Raw genomic sequence first — 18,870 nt, forward strand, 5'->3', positions numbered from 1 at the left:
GAGTTAACCCATTATTTTTTCTTCGGTATTTTTACGGTAATCGTGTAAAAGTCTTCCGAGTCTTCTTCTTCAGTTTTTACGTTAATTCCACTTTTGGATACGAGAGCCAATGATTGTCGAATCGTATTGACCGCTATGCGTACGTCTTTGCTAACTGATTTTCGGCGCGGCGCTTTGCTCTTTTCTTTAACTTTCTCATCTGGATTCAATAATTGTTTAATTCTTTCTTCTACCTGTTTCACATTCAGTTGCTGCTCTATAATTTCTTTATAGACGAGCAGTTGTAATTCACTTTCTTTCAGCGGGATTAAGGCCCGTGCATGCCGTTCGGATAATTGTTTAGTCATTATCGCTGTTTTGATCTCTTCCGGCAATTTCAGTAAACGAAGTTTATTAGCGACAGTCGATTGCCCTTTTCCTAATCGTTGGGCTAACGCCTCTTGCGTTAGCGAATGAAGTTCCAATAACTTTTCATAAGCATATGCTTCTTCGATGGCAGTTAACTCTTCCCGCTGCAAATTCTCAATCAGGGCAATTGAGGCAGTTTCCTTATCATCCAAGTCTCGGATAATGGCAGGCACTTCTGTCCAGCCCAGTTTTTTCATTGCTCGATAACGACGTTCTCCTGCAATGATTTCGTATTCTTCATCTCCGATTTTCCGTATGACAATCGGTTGGATAACCCCATGTGTATGAATGGTTCTTGCCAATTCCTCAATTTTTTCTTCTGAAAAGATTGTTCTAGGCTGATATTTATTTGGTTTAATAGAATCTATTTTTACTTGCTCAATTTTCTCTTGATGATTTTCTTCATTTACGATGATATTGGTTTCTTTATCTCCGCTTCCGAAAAAACGTGAAAAAGGACTTTTCATTCCCGGCACCACCTTTTTTTGACTGCTCTCTAATTCAATAGTTCGGCATAAGAATAGTATATCCCTTTAACTGTTCCACGTGAAACAAATTATTGAATTGGGGATTTATTAGGAACCCCGGGTTTACGCGGATACTTTTTGGGAGTTTTACCTTCTTTAACAAATACGGAGATATTCCGGTCACTCTCTTCAACGGGCAATGTAAAATGGAATTGCTCTTGTAGAGAAGCCCCTAATACCGAGAGTGCTTTTTTAGCATCAGCCAACTCTTCTTCTGCAGCAGCGCCTTTCATGGAAATGAAAATCCCGCCTGATTTTACAAGGGGAATACATAATTCGGCAAGAACGGATAAGCGTGCAACAGCGCGTGCTGTCACCATATCAAATTTCTCCCGATACATTATATTTTGGCCAAAGTCCTCCGCCCTTGCATGGACAAAATGGACATTTTGCAGTTGCAATTCGTCCGCCAAGTGATTCAAAAAACCAATTCGCTTATTTAATGAATCAACAATCGTCACTTTCAATTCAGGAAAACATATTTTTAATGGAATGCTGGGGAAGCCTGCCCCCGCTCCTACATCGCATAATGTTTTTTCCCCTGAAAAGTCAACGAAAAAAGCAGCGGATATGGAATCGTAAAAGTGCTTTAGATACACAGATGGCAAGTCAGTAATCGCTGTTAAATTCATCTTTTCATTCCACTCGACAAGTAACTCAAAATAACGTTTGAATTGATGAATTTGGGTTTGATTTAATTCGATTCCATGCTCCTTAAGTGCTTGGAGAAATGTCTCTTCATTCACCAATCTTCCCTCCTATACTCGACATAGACTTCCTCAAAAAAAGAGGTGCGGACATCAAATCCGCACCAGCTTAGAACTTAGCCTGATATCTTTGCAATTTTCCCTTGTTCAATATACACAAGAAGAATTGAAATATCAGCCGGATTGACGCCGGATATACGAGATGCTTGTGCAATGGACAAAGGACGCACTTGATCCAAATTGGCTTTTGCTTCCTTTGCAATCCCTGTGATTGCGTTATAATCAATATTTTCCGGTATTTTCTTGTTTTCCATTTTTTTCAATCGTTCAACTTGCTGCATAGATTTTTGGATGTACCCTTCATATTTGATGAAGATCTCCACCTGTTCCGCCACTTCCTCAGAAAGTTGCTCTTCTGGAGGCGTGATTTGAACGATGTCGCTGTACTTCATCTCGGGGCGTTTCAAGAGATCCGCCGCTTTTATGGATTCCCGAAGTTCCGTTCCACCAGCTGCTCGAATGAGTTGTTGAACTTCTTCGCCTGGTTTAATGGAAACCTTACGAAGCCGTTCGATTTCCTCTTCAATTTGTTGTTTTTTTGCAAGGAAAGTTTCATGACGTTCTTCGCTGATCAAACCGAGTTCATAGCCAATCTCTGTCAACCGCATGTCGGCATTGTCGTGACGGAGCAGAAGACGATACTCTGCCCGTGATGTGAGCAACCGGTATGGTTCACTTGTCCCTTTGGTAACGAGATCATCGATCAGGACGCCGATGTAAGCATCTGAACGGCCAAGGACGCGTTCCTCTTTACCGAGTACCCGACAAGCAGCATTGATGCCTGCCATTAATCCCTGAGCGGCTGCTTCCTCATAACCGGATGTACCATTAATTTGTCCAGCTGTATACAAATTACGGATTTTTTTTGTTTCCAATGTCGGCCACAATTGGGTTGCGATGATCGAATCGTATTCGATGGCATAGCCTGCTCGCATCATTTCTGCTTTTTCAAGTCCCGGTACACTCTCGATCAATCTTCGTTGTACATGTTCGGGCAAACTTGTCGATAGGCCTTGGACGTAAACTTCGTTTGTATTACGTCCTTCTGGCTCCAAGAAGATTTGGTGTCGGGACTTATCTGCGAATCGTACAATCTTGTCTTCAATGGATGGGCAGTAGCTTGGCCCTTTCCCTTTAATCATTCCGGAATACATTGGTGATAGATGCAGGTTGTCATTGATGATCTGATGTGTGGTCGGGGAAGTGTAAGTGAGCCAGCAAGGGAGTTGATCCATAATAAATTCAGTTGTTTCATAGCTGAATGCTCTCGGTACATCATCGCCCGGTTGAATTTCCGTTTTGCTATAATCGATTGTTTTGCTGTTAATACGTGGTGGTGTCCCTGTTTTAAAACGGACCGTTTCCAGTCCAAGGTCACGGAGATTATCCGCCAGGCTAATGGATGGCATTTGATTGTTCGGTCCACTTGAATATTTCAAGTCTCCGATAATGATTTCCCCACGGAGGAATGTACCTGTTGTGATAATGACTGTATTGGCACGGAACACAGCTCCGATTTGAGTGATGACGCCTTTCACTTCACCCTCTTCTACAATCAATTCTTCTACAACAGCTTGCCGCAATGTGAGATTTTCCTGCAATTCCATTATGCGTTTCATCTCTTGTTGGTACAGCACTTTGTCTGCTTGTGCACGGAGAGCCCGTACGGCTGGACCTTTCCCTGTATTCAACATCCGCATTTGGATATGTGTTTTGTCGATTACTTTCCCCATGGCACCGCCGAGCGCATCGATTTCACGCACGACAATCCCTTTTGCTGGACCACCGAGTGACGGGTTACATGGCATAAAAGCAATCATATCCAGGTTCATAGTCAACACTAATGTCGATGCACCCATCTTTGCTGCAGCCAATGCCGCTTCTGCGCCGGCATGGCCAGCTCCGATGACAATACAATCGAACGTGCCTGCTTCAAATTTTGGCATGTTCGTTCATCCTTCCTAATATATAGAATAATGTCCTTTAATGGACGCTTTTTTATTTCCCAAGACAAAATTGCGAGAACAATTGATTAATCAAACTATCTTGAACGGTATCCCCAATAATTTCTCCGAGGATTTCCCATGTACGTGTGACGTCAATCTGAATCATATCGACTGGAACACCAGCCTCCGCCGCATCCAATGCATCCTGTATCGTAGCACGAGCCTGATGCAGCAAGGCGATATGCCGAGCATTGGAAACGTATGTCAGATCTCCCGTTTCGATGGTTCCTTCGAAGAATAAACCGGCAATCGCTTCTTCCAATTCATCGACGCCTTCTTCTTTCAACAGGGAAGTCGTAACGATTTTTCCGGTGCCTGCGAGTTCTTGCACACGGTCCATATCAATTTTTTGCGGCAAATCAGTTTTATTAATGACGACAATCGTGTCCATACCGGACACTGCTTCGAATAGCCGTTCATCCTCTTCTGTCAGTTCCTCGGAACTATTTAGGACAAGAAGAATCAAATCCGCTTCTTTTAATACTTGTCTGGACCGTTCTACACCTATCCGTTCCACAATATCCTCGGTTTCCCGAATACCGGCTGTGTCAACCAAACGGAGCGGAACGCCTCGTACATTGACGTACTCCTCAATAATATCACGAGTTGTCCCGGCAATGTCGGTGACAATCGCTTTATTTTCCTGAACGATACTATTTAACAAGGAAGACTTTCCGACGTTCGGTCGTCCGATGATGACGGTGGAGAGCCCTTCCCGAAGGATTTTTCCTTGGGATGAGGTTCGCAGCAACTTATCGATTTCATCCCGCACCCAAGTGCTTTTTTCGATCATCAGCGGGACGGTCATTTCCTCGACATCGTCGTATTCCGGGTAATCGATATTAACTTCGACTTGCGCCAATGTCTCGAGCAGTGCTTGACGCAAATCCCCGATCAGTCTGGATAGCTTTCCTTCCATCTGATTCAAGGCAACATTCATAGCCCGGTCTGTTTTGGCACGAATCAAGTCCATGACTGCTTCCGCTTGGGAAAGATCGACCCGGCCATTCAAAAAGGCACGTTTCGTAAATTCCCCAGGCTCTGCCAGACGAGCTCCTTCTTTCAATACCAGTTTTAACACTCGGTCAACGGCGACAAGGCCTCCATGGCAATTGATCTCGACAACGTCTTCGCGGGTGAACGTCTTGGGTGCTTTCATCATCGACACCATGACCTCTTCCACAATTTCCTCCGTTGCTGGCTCCGTCAAATGACCGTAGTGAATCGTATGTGATGGTTCGTTCATCAGTCGTTTCCCTGATGGCGAACGGAATATTTTATCTGCTATTTGGATAGCTTCGTCCCCACTTAGCCGAACGATGGCAATTGCCCCTTCTCCCATCGGAGTCGAAATGGCAGCTATTGTATCAAAATGCACACTCTTCATCCTTCCTGGCCAGTTACTCACATGTGGATAACATGGTTAGATTCAACTATCTAACATAATATAGTATCACAAATCAACCATTTCTCATAGTGTCCGGGAGCAAAAAAATGTGGATAAGTTTTAACAACTACCTCTCTCCTTGTTTTGAATTTATCTATATCTCGGATTGTAATTCCAATTGAATTCTGTCCTAGCCTTTCTCAAAAAACGGTCCTATATTCAAGCTACCTGAAACGACCTGGAATCACGCAAAAAAACAGCCCATTAAGTCCAAACCAGGACTTGATGGGCTGTTTCCTCATTATTTGATTGGTTCAATGACAAGATAGCGATATGGATCGGTTCCTTCTGAATACGTCTCAATATCAAGCCGATTCGATAGGGCGTGGTGAATCACTTTGCGTTCATGCGAAGGCATCGGTTCCAGTTGCACTTTACGTCCGTTCCGAACGGCTTTGTCGGCCATCCGCTCGGCCAGTTGTTGCAAAGACTGTTCCCGACGCTCCCGGTAGTCTCCGACATCAATACGGACAACATGGAACTGATTGGACGTTTTATTGGCGACCAGTTGCGCCAACTGTTGTAACGCATTCAACGTTTGGCCACGTTTTCCGATTAGCATGGCCGCCTTTTTACTATCTAACTGGAAGGTGACATATTTGCCGTTGACTTCATGGGATACTTGCAGATCCTCAATTTTCATCTCTTTCGCCACCGATTGCAAATAGGTTTCCGTTGCTTCGATCGGTTGGTCGTCTTGGATGGACTCCACTATCGTTTCCTCGTCCATAGGTTTTTCTTCTACGAGGACGACAGGCTCCACTGCTATCGCTTCTTCTTGTAACGGTTGTGATTCTTCGATGACGGGTTGTTCTACGGAAGGTTCATTCACTTTATTCACGGTAACGGTCACTACAGCCTCTTTGGCACCGAAACCGAGAAAACCTTTTTTCCCTTCATCGATGACTTCGATTTCCACTTCATCACGAGTTACATTAAGTGCTTGTAATGCTGCCGAGATCGCCAATTCTACAGTGGCTCCCCTTCGCGTCAAACTTGTCATTTCCGTTTCCCTCCCGCTTTTACAGGTTTTTTGCCTGGCTTTTTCACAGGTTCCGTTACAGGCTCCACTTCTTTTTTCTTGAATGGTTTATAAATGAAGAAGTTTTGGATAATGGAAATGATATTCCCGATTACCCAATAGAGTGCCAATGCTGCAGGCAGGAATGTACCGAAAATCATGATCATGAACGGCATGATGTACATCATCGTTTTCATCTGCGGATTATCGACAGCCGGTCCCGTTCGGAGGACGACAAACTGCATGAGTCCTGCGAGGACGGCTAATGAAATGCTCGGTGCCGCCAACTCGAACCAGAAAAAATTACCGAGATTGATTTCCGGTGTGGCGTTCATCCGGCTGATGGCATGATAAAAACCAATTAATATTGGCATTTGAATGAGGATTGGCAAGCAACCCGCAGCCGGATTGATCTTCCGCTCTGTCATCAGTTTCTGCATTTCTTCCCGGTACTTTTGCTGAGTGACCGCGTCTTTGGACTGGTATTTCTCTTTTAATGCCTTTAATTCAGGCTGTAATTCTTGCATCCCTTTGGAACTTTGCGTCTGTTTGATCATCAAAGGCAAGAGGACTAAGCGGATGATGATGGTTACTGCAATAATTCCCAGACCGTATGTCCCAAGTAGATCCTTAAATGTGACAATCAGAGAAACGAGAGGCCATACAATAAAACGGTTCCAAAACCCTTCGCTCTCTGCATAAATTGGCTGGTTGAACTCCGAACAACCGGCGAGGAACACTGACACGACGGTCAGCAAAAAGAGCAATGTCAGTTTCTTTTTCAAATTAATCCCCCAAATCATATCTTCTCTAGCTCATTTGCTTCCTAAACCATCATAAAGACTGACTTGTCCATTTGATCGGAAAGAAAGATCTTATCCTCAGTCTATCATTTTCATATGCGTCATTCTACTTATTATTCCTTAGTACCCGTGCGATTCGTAAAACATGCTGTAAACTTTTTTTCGTCTCATGAAAATCAAGACTGGCCGCCTGATGTCTGGCGATGATGATATAGTCCATGTCATTTCGCACTTCATCCCGCAGTTCCAGGAAAGTCTGCCGAATATAACGTTTAATGCGATTACGTGTCACGGCATTTCCAATCTTTTTGCCGACAGATAGACCGATCCGGAACTCCTTCTGCTCTTCTTTCCTATAGGAATAGACAACAAATTGCCGGTTCGCAAAGGATTTCCCCTTTTTGAACACTTGTTGGAATTCCTCGTTCTTTTTAATCCGCTGGCGTTTGTTCATCCTATGCACCTGCCTTGATTCCTTAAAAATGACTAATCTTTTCAATTCAATGTCGTCCGTTCTCCGAATGGCTATTCCTAATGAAAAGTAACAGTCTGAAAGTCGTTTTTACGAAGATTTATATCCTTTTATTCTCCTAAATGACAAGAAAAAAGACCACTGATGTGTCAGTGGCCTTATGCTGAAAGCACTTTTCTTCCTTTGCGGCGACGTGCTGCGATAACTCTACGTCCGCTTTTCGTGCTCATTCTCGCACGGAAGCCGTGAACTTTACTACGTTTACGTTTATTTGGTTGAAATGTACGTTTCATCTATAAGACACCTCCTGCGTGATTGCCTTTTTCCTACGTGACAGTCTTGAATAGTATATCCGTCATCCAGGCGATAGTCAACTTATTTTTGCGAATTCGTTCTCCTATTATAGATCAACTTCCGAATTCTTCATGAATCTATCGCATGGATTCTCCTTTTTTCACCTTGATTGGTTATCCACAACCTTCAGATCCATTCGGAGGATTTTCCTGTGAGTAGTTCCCTGGACTATATTTTTTATTCACAAGGCTTGTCTACAAGTTTTTCACATACTAAGCCCTGTGGATAAAGCTTTCATCCACAGGAATGGATGCTGTGGATAAGTCGTTTGACTCCTTGTATTGCTTGTCGTTTCCTGTTACAATGTAATGGATTTTGTTGTTCACACATTTTTATACATGTTTCAGTTATCCACAATTGTTGATAGGTTGTGGATAATTTTTTCAACATGTTTTGATAATTGTTATCCACAAACGAAGAAATTGTGTATAATACATATCTTCGGCTTTTTTTATTACTTGCAAAAGGAGGCGCAGGCTTGGAACATTTTGAGGAACTATGGAACGAGGTTTTGGCAAGAGTCGAGAAGAAAATTTCGAGACCTAGCTTTGAAACATGGTTAAAATCGACGAAATTGATGTCATATGGCGATGAGATTGTCACAATTGCGGCCCCAAATGCTTTTGCGCAAGATTGGCTTGAGAACAATTATGTGCACCTGATTACAGGAATCCTTTCTGAGTTGACCGGGGAAGACCGGATTATCCAATTTTATGTACCTGAAGACATGGAGTCGAATGAATTTGCGTTGCCCAAACCATCCGTGAAACCGCCGGTAGAAAAAGGGCCGTCAATGTCATCCCCTGCTATGTTGAATATGAAGTATACTTTTGACACGTTCGTTATCGGTTCTGGAAACCGTTTTGCCCATGCCGCATCACTCGCTGTCGCCGAGGCACCCGCCAAAGCCTACAATCCTCTCTTCATCTATGGAGGAGTCGGTCTTGGTAAGACCCATTTGATGCATGCAATCGGCCATTATGTTTTGGAACAGAATCCAGCGGCCAAAGTGGTCTATCTATCATCTGAGAAGTTTACGAATGAATTCATCAATTCCATACGGGACAATAAAGCTGTCGAATTCCGCAATCAATACAGGAATGTGGATGTCCTTTTGATAGACGATATTCAATTCCTGGCTGGAAAAGAACAAACACAAGAAGAATTCTTCCATACATTTAATACACTGCACGAAGAATCCAAACAAATCGTCATCTCCAGCGACCGGCCGCCCAAAGAGATTCCTACGCTGGAAGACCGGCTTCGATCACGTTTTGAATGGGGTTTGATTACAGATATCGCCCCGCCGGATCTCGAGACCCGAATTGCCATCTTACGAAAAAAAGCGAAGGCAGATGGACTTATTGATATCCCGAATGAAGTGATGTTATACATTGCCAACCAGATCGATTCAAATATCCGGGAGCTCGAAGGCGCCCTTATCCGTGTCGTAGCGTATTCGTCGCTTGTGAACACAGATATTAATATTGACCTGGCTGCTGAAGCGTTGAAAGATATCATTCCGAATTCCAGACCGCGTACTGTGACGATCTTGGATATTCAGAAATCTGTTGGGGAACACTTCAATATACGGCTGGAAGACTTCTCTGCTAAGAAGAGGACCCGTTCGATCGCCTTCCCTCGACAAATTGCGATGTTTTTATCGAGAGAACTGACAGACGCGTCATTACCTAAGATTGGCTCTGAATTCGGAGGCCGTGACCACTCAACTGTCATTCATGCACATGAAAAGATCTCCAAAATGTTGAAAGATGACGAAGCGCTTCAACAAGATGTGCAAGAAATTAAAAATGCACTTGGACGTGGCTGAAGCCTGTGTATAACTTAGAATAACTGATACTGCTTTGTAAACAGTTTATGCACATGTGGAAAACCTTTCAATCTCTTTCATAAACCCACTTATCCACATGTCCACAAGGCCTACTACTATTACTACTATTATTTCTTTAATTAATAATTATATAAGCGAGGTAGAACATGAAATTTGAAATCGTGCGAAATCGATTGCTAGATGGAATCGGAGATGTAATGAAAGCAATCAGTTCAAAAGTTGCTAATCCGATTTTGACGGGGATAAAAATCGAAGTGGATGAAAAAGGCATTACGATGACTGGAAGTGATTCCGATATTACCATTTGCACTTTCATTCCAGCAGAGGAAAATGGGGAGCAGATTATCAAGGTTGTTGAAAAAGGATTAATTGTGTTGCAAGCCAAAATGTTTAGCGAGATCGTCCGTAAATTGCCAACCAATGATGTCACGATTGAAGTCGTCAACGGGCTTCAAGTACATATTCGTTCTGGCAAATCGGAGTTCCATTTGATTGGCTCTGACGCGGAAGATTACCCGATTTTGCCTGAAATGCGGGATGAATATCGTTTTACATTTCCGGCAGATTTGATGAAATCCATCATTCGGGAAACCGTATTTGCTGTTTCCCAACATGAAACTAGACCCATATTGACAGGAGTTCACTGGTTATCGAAAGAGGGAAATCTGGAATGTGTAGCAACAGATAGTCACCGATTAGCTCGTAGGATCACTTCTCCGGAAGGACTGTCCGACGTGCCATTCAGTGTCGTCATTCCAGGGAAGAGTCTCCAAGAGTTAAGCAAAATCTTGCCTGATAATGCGGAACTTGTGGATATCGTCATTGCGGATCACCAAGTGTTGTTTAAAACGCGAAATGTATTATTTTATTCACGGCTGTTGGAAGGAAATTATCCGGATACTTCCCGCTTGATCCCATCCGAGTATCAGACTTCAGTGAAAGTGAATGGAAAGCTACTTTTGCAAGCGATCGATCGAGCGTCCTTGTTGGCACGTGAAGAACGGAATAATATCGTCCGTTTCGTAGCAGATGAAGGAAAAGCGATTGAAATCTCCTCCAACTCTCCGGAAGTGGGAAAAGTCGAAGAGTTGATTGAAGCGTTGGATGTCTCTGGCGAAGACTTGAAAATTTCATTTAGTGCCAAATATATGATGGACGCGTTGAAGGCCATTGACGGACAGGATGTCTTTCTCCACTTCACAGGAGCGATGCGTCCCTTCATCTTGAAGTCAGTTGATGACGATTCGATACTTCAACTGATCTTACCTGTCAGGACCTACTAACTTAGGAAGGATAGTCACTAAAAATGACTATCCTTTTTACTTACCATGAAAACTCCTGTAAAATAAAGATATACATTAATTGCGAAGGGTTGATAATCGATGGAATTATTGAAAATCGATGCTGAATTTGTCACGCTTGGCCAATTGCTGAAAATGACCAATGCAATCAGTTCAGGTGGCATGGCAAAATGGTTCCTGGAAGAAAATATTGTCTACGTGAACGGCGAGGAAGAGCGCCGACGCGGAAAAAAACTTCGCCATGGCGACATCATCAATGTGCCAGGCGTAGGCAAATATAAAATAGACGGATTCCCCGCTGGACAAACGGATGTACATTGAACGACTGGAACTGACTAACTACCGGAACTACGCTTCTCTCGATTTATCATTTTCTCCTCAAATTAATGTGTTGATCGGTGAAAACGCGCAAGGCAAGACAAATATCATGGAGTCAATCTATGTTTTGTCGATGGCGAAGTCCCATCGCACATCAAATGATCGTGAATTGATACGTTGGGATCAAGAACATGGTAAAATAAAAGGGGACATCCAACGGAAATATGGCAAGATACCGTTGGAGTTGGCCATTTCAAAAAAAGGGAAGAAGGCGCGTGTGAACCATCTGGAACAGAATCGCCTCAGCCTATATATCGGTCAATTGAATGTTGTCATGTTTGCGCCGGAAGACTTGAATCTTGTAAAAGGAAGTCCGCAAGTTAGAAGGAGATTCTTGGATATGGAAATTGGTCAAATTTCTCCGGTCTACTTGCACGACCTTCTGACATTTCAAAAAGTCTTAAAGCAACGGAATGCAATTCTGAAAGACAATCGGGGTAAGCTAGACTTTACCGATGTCATGTTTGATATTTATACAGAGCAGTATATTCAAGTGGCCGTTCAAATCATTCGTAAACGTTTCTATTTCATGGATCTCTTGCAAAAATGGGCCGATCCGATTCATCAAGGAATCTCTCGTGGGATGGAATCTCTCGAAGTGTCTTATGGGACATTAAAAGAGCTTGAATCAGGGCAGACTGTGGAGCAGATGGAAGAAGTTCTTACGAAACGTTTGCATGAAGTGAGGAAACGTGAGCTGGAACGCGGCATGACACTAGTCGGACCGCATCGGGACGATCTTCATTTCTTCGTCAACGGCTACGACATCCAGACGTATGGCTCACAGGGACAGCAGCGGACGACAGCGCTGTCCCTTAAACTTGCGGAAATCGAGCTAGTGAAACAGGAGGTCGGAGAAGCGCCAGTCCTCTTACTCGACGATGTGTTATCCGAATTGGACGATTATCGGCAATCCCATTTATTGAATACTATTCAAGGGCAAGTCCAAACATTCGTTACAACCACGAATATAGCAGGGATTGACCATGACACCATTCGGCAAGCTGAAATTTTTGAAGTATCGGCAGGCAAGGCGACCAGAAAAACGTAACAATCGTTTATTAATAGATTTATGTCCAGAAATGACCAGGTAAATGTTCGGGGAAGGAAAGGTGAACAGTTTGGCAATGGAAGAAAAAGACATGCAGGTGGCCTATGATGCGAATCAGATCCAAGTCTTGGAAGGATTGGAAGCTGTCCGCAAACGTCCGGGCATGTATATTGGAACAACCAGTTCCAGAGGGCTTCATCATCTCGTATGGGAAATCGTCGATAACAGTATTGATGAAGCGCTTGCCGGCTATTGTGATCATATTGAAGTGACAATCGAGAAGGATGACTGGATCCGTGTCGATGACAACGGACGGGGGATTCCGGTCGGCATTCAAGAAGCGACGGGAAGACCGGCAGTCGAAGTTATCATGACCGTACTTCATGCCGGCGGTAAATTCGGCGGTGGCGGCTACAAGGTTTCTGGTGGTCTTCATGGCGTTGGAGCATCTGTTGTCAATGCGCTGTCCGAAACGACAGAAGTATATGTCCGTCGGGATGGCAAAGTCCATTTCATCGAATTTGAGCGAGGCGCCTTAAAGAAGGAACTGACCGTCATTGATGAGACGGAAGAAACAGGCACCCGTATCCGATTTAAAGCAGATCCCGAGATTTTTACAGAAACGACAGTATATGAATACGACATATTAGCCAATCGTCTACGAGAACTCGCCTATTTAAATCGTGGTCTCCGTATTACGATTACGGATGAACGCGGCGTGGAAATCCGATCGGATGTATTCCACTACGAGGGCGGCATCAAATCATATGTCGAGCATTTAAATAAAAACAAAGAGCCTATCCATGAAGAACCGATTTTCATTGAAGGCGAAAAAGACGGGATTTCAGTTGAAATCGCCATGCAGTACAACGGTGGTTATGCGGAAAATCTGTTTTCATTCGCCAATAACATTAATACGTATGAAGGTGGAACGCATGAATCCGGCTTTAAAACAGCTCTGACCCGGGTCATTAATGACTATGCGCGTCGAAATGGCATGTTGAAAGAAGCCGATCCCAATTTGTCAGGTGATGATGTCCGGGAAGGATTGACTGCCATTATTTCCATCAAACACCCGGATCCGCAATTTGAAGGACAGACAAAAACGAAGCTTGGAAACTCCGAAGTAAGCACCATCACCAATTCCTTATTCTCGGAAGGATTTCAACGATTTCTTTTAGAAAACCCGACTGTTGCACGTAAAATCATCGATAAAAGCTTGATGGCGGCCCGGGCGCGGATTGCAGCGAAAAATGCACGCGAGTTCACGAGAAGGAAGTCTGCGCTTGAAGTATCCAGCTTGCCTGGAAAACTGGCGGATTGTTCTTCCCGGGATCCGGCAATCAGTGAATTGTATATCGTTGAGGGAGATTCGGCAGGAGGTTCCGCGAAAAGTGGACGGGATCGTCATTTCCAAGCGATCCTCCCTCTGCGCGGTAAAATATTGAACGTTGAAAAAGCCCGGCTGGATCGTATTTTGGGCAATGCTGAAATCCGTATGATGATCACCGCACTTGGAACAGGCATCGGCGAAGAGTTTGCGTTGGAAAAGGCGCGTTACCATAAAATCATCATCATGACGGACGCGGATGTGGACGGTGCGCATATTCGTACGCTGCTATTGACGTTTTTCTTCCGCTTCATGCGGCCGCTGATTGAAGCAGGATATGTCTACATCGCCCAACCGCCTCTATACCGTGTGAAAGCCGGAAAACATGAAGAGTATTGCTATAATGAAGAAGAGCTGCAAGAAATCGTCAATCGGTTGCCGGCTTCTCCTAAACCGGTCATCACCCGCTATAAAGGTCTTGGGGAAATGGATGCAGTTCAATTGTGGGATACGACGATGGACCCGGAGCAACGTACATTGCTGCAAGTCCATCTGGAGGACGCTTTGGATGCAGATGCCACATTTGAACAACTGATGGGTGATGAAGTCGAACCTCGACGCAGATTTATCGAAGATAATGCGCTATATGTGAAAAATCTAGATGCGTAATAACTTGTTCAACAAGAGAGAAGGAAGGCCGTCATACTATGCGGCCTGCTTTTTCCGTTTGGACCGACTTCTGAAAGGAGCATGACAACATGGCAGATATGCCGAAACGTGGTGTCCAAGGCATCAACATAAGTACAGAAATGAAAACCTCATTCCTCGATTACGCAATGAGTGTCATCGTTTCCCGGGCGCTTCCTGATGTCAGGGATGGGTTGAAGCCCGTGCATCGTCGTATTCTCTATGCAATGCAGGACTTAGGGAACACTGCAGACAAACCACATAAGAAATCCGCACGTATTGTCGGTGATGTCATCGGGAAATACCATCCTCATGGCGACAGCGCCGTTTACGACACAATGGTACGGATGGCGCAAGATTTCAATTATCGCTATATGCTAGTCGACGGGCATGGCAACTTCGGTTCCGTGGATGGAGATGCGGCAGCGGCAATGCGTTATACGGAGTCCCGTATGTCTCGTATTGCAATGGAGCTATTGCGTGATATCAATAAAGACACGATTGATTATCAAGATAACTACGATGGTCAGGAAAAAGAACCGATCGTCTTGCCAAGCCGTTTTCCGAATTTGTTGGTAAACGGAACGTCCGGGATCGCAGTCGGAATGGCAACCAACATTCCTCCGCATCATTTGGGAGAAACGATTGACGCGGTTCTGGCGTTGGCCGAAAACTCCGCTATTTCGACGGAGGAGCTTATGGAAATTATGCCTGGCCCTGATTTCCCGACAGGCGGGATCATCATGGGACGAAGCGGTATCCGGAGAGCCTATGAAACAGGCAGGGGTTCTCTCATTATTCGTGGAAAAGTGGAGATTGAGCAACAGGCGAACGGCAAGGAGACGATTATTGTCACCGAACTGCCCTATCAGGTGAATAAAGCCCGTTTGATCGAAAAAATTGCGGAGCATGTCCGTGAAAAGAAGATTGACGGTATCACGCATTTAGCGGATGAATCTGATCGGACGGGCATGCGTATCGTTATCGAAGTCCGTAGGGATGCCAATGCGAATGTGCTACTGAACAATTTATATAAACAAACCGCTCTTCAATCGAGTTTTGGTATTAATATGCTAGCCCTCGTGGACGGACAGCCCAAAGTGCTGTCGCTTAAAGAAATCTTATACCATTACTTAGAACACCAAAAAGTCGTGATCCGGAGACGGACGCAGTACGATTTAAGGAAAGCGGAAGATCGAGCACACATTCTAGAAGGTCTTCGAATTGCGCTTGACCATATCGATGAAATCATTGCATTGATCCGTGCATCTAAAACGACGGATGAGGCAAAAACTGGATTGATGGAACGGTTTCATTTGTCCGAACGGCAGGCCCAAGCCATCCTGGACATGCGACTTCAGCGGTTGACAGGACTGGAACGGGACAAAATTGAAGATGAATATCAGGAACTCCAGCTGCTGATAGCAGAACTCCGCGCGATTTTAGCGGACGAGGAGAAGTTGGTCCAGATCATACGCGAAGAATTGCTTGAAGTGAAAGAGCGTTTTGCGGATGAACGACGGACCGAAATCACATCGGGCGGAGCGGAAATGCTGGAAGACGAGGATTTGATCCCTGTTGAAAATTCCGTGTTGACACTTACCCATAACGGATATATTAAACGGTTGCCTGCCAGCACGTATCGCAGTCAACGGCGTGGGGGCCGCGGTATCCAAGGGATGGGCACGAACGATGACGACTTTGTGGAACATCTCTTGAATACCTCGACACATGACACGATTTTGTTCTTTACAAGCCGGGGTCGTGTCTTTAGAACGAAGGGCTACCAAGTACCGGAATTCAGCCGGACCGCCAAAGGCTTGCCGATTATCAACCTGCTAGGCGTCGATAAAGATGAGAAAGTGACAGCCATGATTGCAGTGCCAGAATTTGAGGCTGATAAATACCTATTCTTTGCGACTCGTAATGGAATTGTAAAACGTACGCCGGTTTCCGAATTCGCCAATATCCGTTCCAACGGACTCATCGCCCTTACTTTGCGTGGTGAGGACGAATTAATTGCCGTGAAAATGACCGACAGTAACGATAATATCGCGATCGGAACTAGAGCGGGGATGCTGATCAAATTCAACGAGGCAGATGTCCGTTCGATGGGTCGCCTAGCAGGCGGGGTCATTGGAATCCGGTTGCGTGAAGGTGATCATGTAGTCGGCATGGATACGGTCCATGAGGGGGATGAAATTCTGGTGGTCACTGAGAAAGGATTCGGAAAACGAACGCCGGAAGACGAGTACCGGATCCAAACCCGTGGTGGCTACGGTTTGAAAACATTGAATGTCACTGAGCGAAACGGTTTGCTTGTTGCGATGAAGACTGTAGATGGCTCGGAAGACTTGATGTTGATTACAATCCATGGCATTCTCATCCGCATGGATATTGACGATATTTCGATTATCGGCCGCAGTACACAAGGCGTACGTCTGATACGTCTAGGCGAAGATGAACTGGTCGCCACTGTCGCCAAAGTCGAGAAGGAAGTTTTGGAAGATGATTCCGAAGAAGAACAGGACGAGCTGGAAGATGAAAATGAAATGAATAGCGAAGACTGATTTCCGTACAGTTGTTGAGACGTCCTAACAGGCGTTTCAACAATTTTTTTTTACTAGATGCAGCTCAACTATTTGTACGAAAAGTAAGGAGCAGGCATAGAGAGGGAGTTTCCGGAATTGGCGGGATGAGTTAATCAAGTTAAGCCTCCAAAGGATGTCATGGATTATTTCCTATCGTCAATTTCCAAAATCTGCAGTATGATTAAGGGACAGAAAATGTTTGAAAGCGGGGAAGGCAATGGCAGAAACATATACAGATGTAAGTGACCTGCGTCCAGGCTTCATTCTAAGTGAGGATGTATTTGTAAATACCAAAGACCCGATTGTCCGCAAAGGGACGATGCTCGTATTAGAGCATTTTGAAATCCTACGAGCTTTTGGCATACGAAAAGTCAAAGTAGAAGAACGAGTGCAAATCAATAAAGAAGAGACAGTGTCTGCTGAAACCTTGAGCCCAGATGATGTCCTGACTATCATTCCGATGGAAAAATTGAATTTGCAGGAACAATATGATTCAATCGTACAAAGTTTCCGGAAAGAGTTTCTAAGCTGGCGCGCCGGATTAAAACCGGACATCGCAAAAGTTCGGACACTCGTCCTTCCACTTGTGGAAACATTCATGGAGCAGAAAAAAATGCTGACCGTCCTCAACGAGTTCTCCAATTCAAAGGATTACCTGTATCATCATTCTATCGCGGTCGGCATATTAGCGGCAATGATCGGGAAGCAATTGGATTTTCCGAAAGGTCAAGTTCTGCAATTAGGGCTTGCCGGGGTCCTGGCGGATTGCGGCATGGCTAAAATCGACCGGTCGATAACGGAGAAAGCTGCTTTTTTGACGAAGGACGAGTTTAACGAAGTAAAAAAACATACTATCTATAGCTATCAAATGGTTCAAGAAACTCAATTTCTACGTCCGGAAATGAAAATGGCCATTTTTCAACATCATGAGCGGCTGGACGGCAGCGGCTATCCAAAAGGTATAAAAATGAATGATATCTCCACTTTCTCTCAGATTCTTGCTGTGGCGGATGTGTTCCATGCGATGACATCGGAACGGATCTATCGGAAACATGAGTCGCCATTTAAAGTTATTGAAATGATCAAGGAAGAGGAATTCGGCAAGTTCGACATTAAAGTCGTCCAAGCATTGCATGACCTGGTTGCCAACATTACCATTGGGACGAAAGTCAAATTGACGAACGGCGATGTGGGAGAAGTCATCTTTGTGCATCGCGATGCCCGATTACGGCCGATGGTAAGGAAAAATGATGATGAATCGATTATCGACCTAACAACCAATCGTCACCTTGCTATAGAAAGAGTATTGGAATAAGATAAAATCAAAAACAGCTCCCAGCCAAATTAAGATAGTTTGGGAGTTGTTTTTATTTTGTTTTCGAGAAAGTCACTTTTTTGAATTTAGGGGTTGCAATTTAAAAGACATCGGAGTATAGTAGTAAACGTTGCGCTTCACAAATAATGAAAACGACGAAAAAAGAAATTAAAAAAGTTGTTGACATTAAGAACGCGGCTTGGTATGATATAAGAGTTGCTGCGAAACACAACGGCAACAAAATGAACCTTGAAAACTGAACAGCAAAACGTCAACAAATAAAGTTCTGGAGCCGACCCCGTCGGTGAAAGGAACAAAACGAATCTTCGGATTCGAAATTGACATCTTAAATGATGCCAGCAAGAAACTCGAGCTATTCGAATTTCTCTTTTATGGAGAGTTTGATCCTGGCTCAGGACGAACGCTGGCGGCGTGCCTAATACATGCAAGTCGAGCGAAACTTGAGGAGCTTGCTCCTTAAGTTTAGCGGCGGACGGGTGAGTAACACGTGGGCAACCTGCCCTGCAGATGGGGATAACTCCGGGAAACCGGGGCTAATA

At 44.4% G+C, this 18,870-nt stretch carries 15 protein-coding genes and 1 rRNA gene; 8 read left to right on the top strand and 8 right to left on the bottom strand.

All coding sequences use genetic code 11. The features are described 5' to 3' along the window. Positions 1–11 precede the first annotated feature (11 nt). From noc to rpmH, 8 genes are all read right to left on the bottom strand, one after another. The gene (noc, locus tag AB1K83_RS09350; protein WP_413057920.1) at positions 12–875 is read right to left on the bottom strand and encodes a nucleoid occlusion protein; all 864 of its coding nucleotides are present in this window, start codon (positions 873–875) and stop codon (positions 12–14) included. A gap of 89 nt (positions 876–964) precedes the next feature. Next, the gene (gene rsmG / locus AB1K83_RS09355) at positions 965–1,681 is read right to left on the bottom strand and encodes a 16S rRNA (guanine(527)-N(7))-methyltransferase RsmG (RefSeq protein ID WP_413057921.1); all 717 of its coding nucleotides are present in this window, start codon (positions 1,679–1,681) and stop codon (positions 965–967) included. Positions 1,682–1,758: 77 nt separating this feature from the next. Beyond that, a complete protein-coding gene (gene mnmG, locus AB1K83_RS09360; RefSeq protein ID WP_413057922.1) occupies positions 1,759–3,648 on the bottom strand; it encodes a tRNA uridine-5-carboxymethylaminomethyl(34) synthesis enzyme MnmG in 1,890 nt (629 codons plus the stop codon). 52 nt (positions 3,649–3,700) lie between these two features. After that, a complete protein-coding gene (gene mnmE / locus AB1K83_RS09365; protein WP_413057937.1) occupies positions 3,701–5,086 on the bottom strand; it encodes a tRNA uridine-5-carboxymethylaminomethyl(34) synthesis GTPase MnmE in 1,386 nt (461 codons plus the stop codon). Between the two features lie 310 nt (positions 5,087–5,396). Further along, positions 5,397–6,158, bottom strand: a complete 762-nt coding sequence (gene jag, locus AB1K83_RS09370; protein WP_413057923.1) for an RNA-binding cell elongation regulator Jag/EloR — start codon at positions 6,156–6,158, stop codon at positions 5,397–5,399. After that, entirely contained in the window at positions 6,155–6,961 is an 807-nt protein-coding gene (yidC, locus tag AB1K83_RS09375) for a membrane protein insertase YidC (RefSeq protein WP_413057924.1), read from the bottom strand. Before yidC ends, jag begins: the two co-directional genes overlap by 4 nt. A 124-nt stretch (positions 6,962–7,085) precedes the next feature. Beyond that, positions 7,086–7,433 (bottom strand): ribonuclease P protein component, encoded by a 348-nt coding sequence (rnpA, locus tag AB1K83_RS09380; RefSeq protein ID WP_413057925.1) that lies wholly within the window; start codon positions 7,431–7,433, stop codon positions 7,086–7,088. Between the two features lie 176 nt (positions 7,434–7,609). Then, positions 7,610–7,744, bottom strand: coding sequence for a 50S ribosomal protein L34 (rpmH, locus tag AB1K83_RS09385; protein WP_084212392.1), 135 nt, complete (start codon positions 7,742–7,744; stop codon positions 7,610–7,612). Between the two features lie 539 nt (positions 7,745–8,283). Here rpmH and dnaA point away from each other — a divergent pair. The 8 genes from dnaA to AB1K83_RS09425 all read left to right on the top strand — a co-directional run. Then, positions 8,284–9,636: a chromosomal replication initiator protein DnaA gene (gene dnaA / locus AB1K83_RS09390; protein WP_413057926.1), complete on the top strand. Its 1,353-nt coding sequence runs from the start codon at positions 8,284–8,286 to the stop codon at positions 9,634–9,636. Positions 9,637–9,803: 167 nt separating this feature from the next. After that, positions 9,804–10,940: a DNA polymerase III subunit beta gene (gene dnaN / locus AB1K83_RS09395; RefSeq protein WP_413057927.1), complete on the top strand. Its 1,137-nt coding sequence runs from the start codon at positions 9,804–9,806 to the stop codon at positions 10,938–10,940. A gap of 99 nt (positions 10,941–11,039) precedes the next feature. Continuing rightward, positions 11,040–11,279, top strand: a complete 240-nt coding sequence (gene yaaA, locus AB1K83_RS09400; RefSeq protein ID WP_413057928.1) for a S4 domain-containing protein YaaA — start codon at positions 11,040–11,042, stop codon at positions 11,277–11,279. Further along, entirely contained in the window at positions 11,269–12,387 is a 1,119-nt protein-coding gene (gene recF / locus AB1K83_RS09405) for a DNA replication/repair protein RecF (RefSeq protein ID WP_413057929.1), read from the top strand. The genes yaaA and recF overlap by 11 nt, the downstream gene beginning before the upstream one ends. Before the next feature lie 76 nt (positions 12,388–12,463). Continuing rightward, the gene (gene gyrB / locus AB1K83_RS09410; protein WP_413057938.1) at positions 12,464–14,386 is read left to right on the top strand and encodes a DNA topoisomerase (ATP-hydrolyzing) subunit B; all 1,923 of its coding nucleotides are present in this window, start codon (positions 12,464–12,466) and stop codon (positions 14,384–14,386) included. An 89-nt stretch (positions 14,387–14,475) separates the two neighbouring features. After that, positions 14,476–16,974 (top strand): DNA gyrase subunit A, encoded by a 2,499-nt coding sequence (gene gyrA, locus AB1K83_RS09415; RefSeq protein ID WP_413057930.1) that lies wholly within the window; start codon positions 14,476–14,478, stop codon positions 16,972–16,974. Positions 16,975–17,212: 238 nt separating this feature from the next. After that, positions 17,213–18,310, top strand: a complete 1,098-nt coding sequence (locus AB1K83_RS09420; RefSeq protein WP_413057931.1) for an HD-GYP domain-containing protein — start codon at positions 17,213–17,215, stop codon at positions 18,308–18,310. Between the two features lie 389 nt (positions 18,311–18,699). Further along, a 16S ribosomal RNA gene (locus AB1K83_RS09425) occupies positions 18,700–18,870 on the top strand; the annotation flags it as partial.

Source organism: Sporosarcina sp. 179-K 3D1 HS, from assembly GCF_047228905.1.
Classification (GTDB): Bacteria; Bacillota; Bacilli; order Bacillales_A; family Planococcaceae; genus Sporosarcina.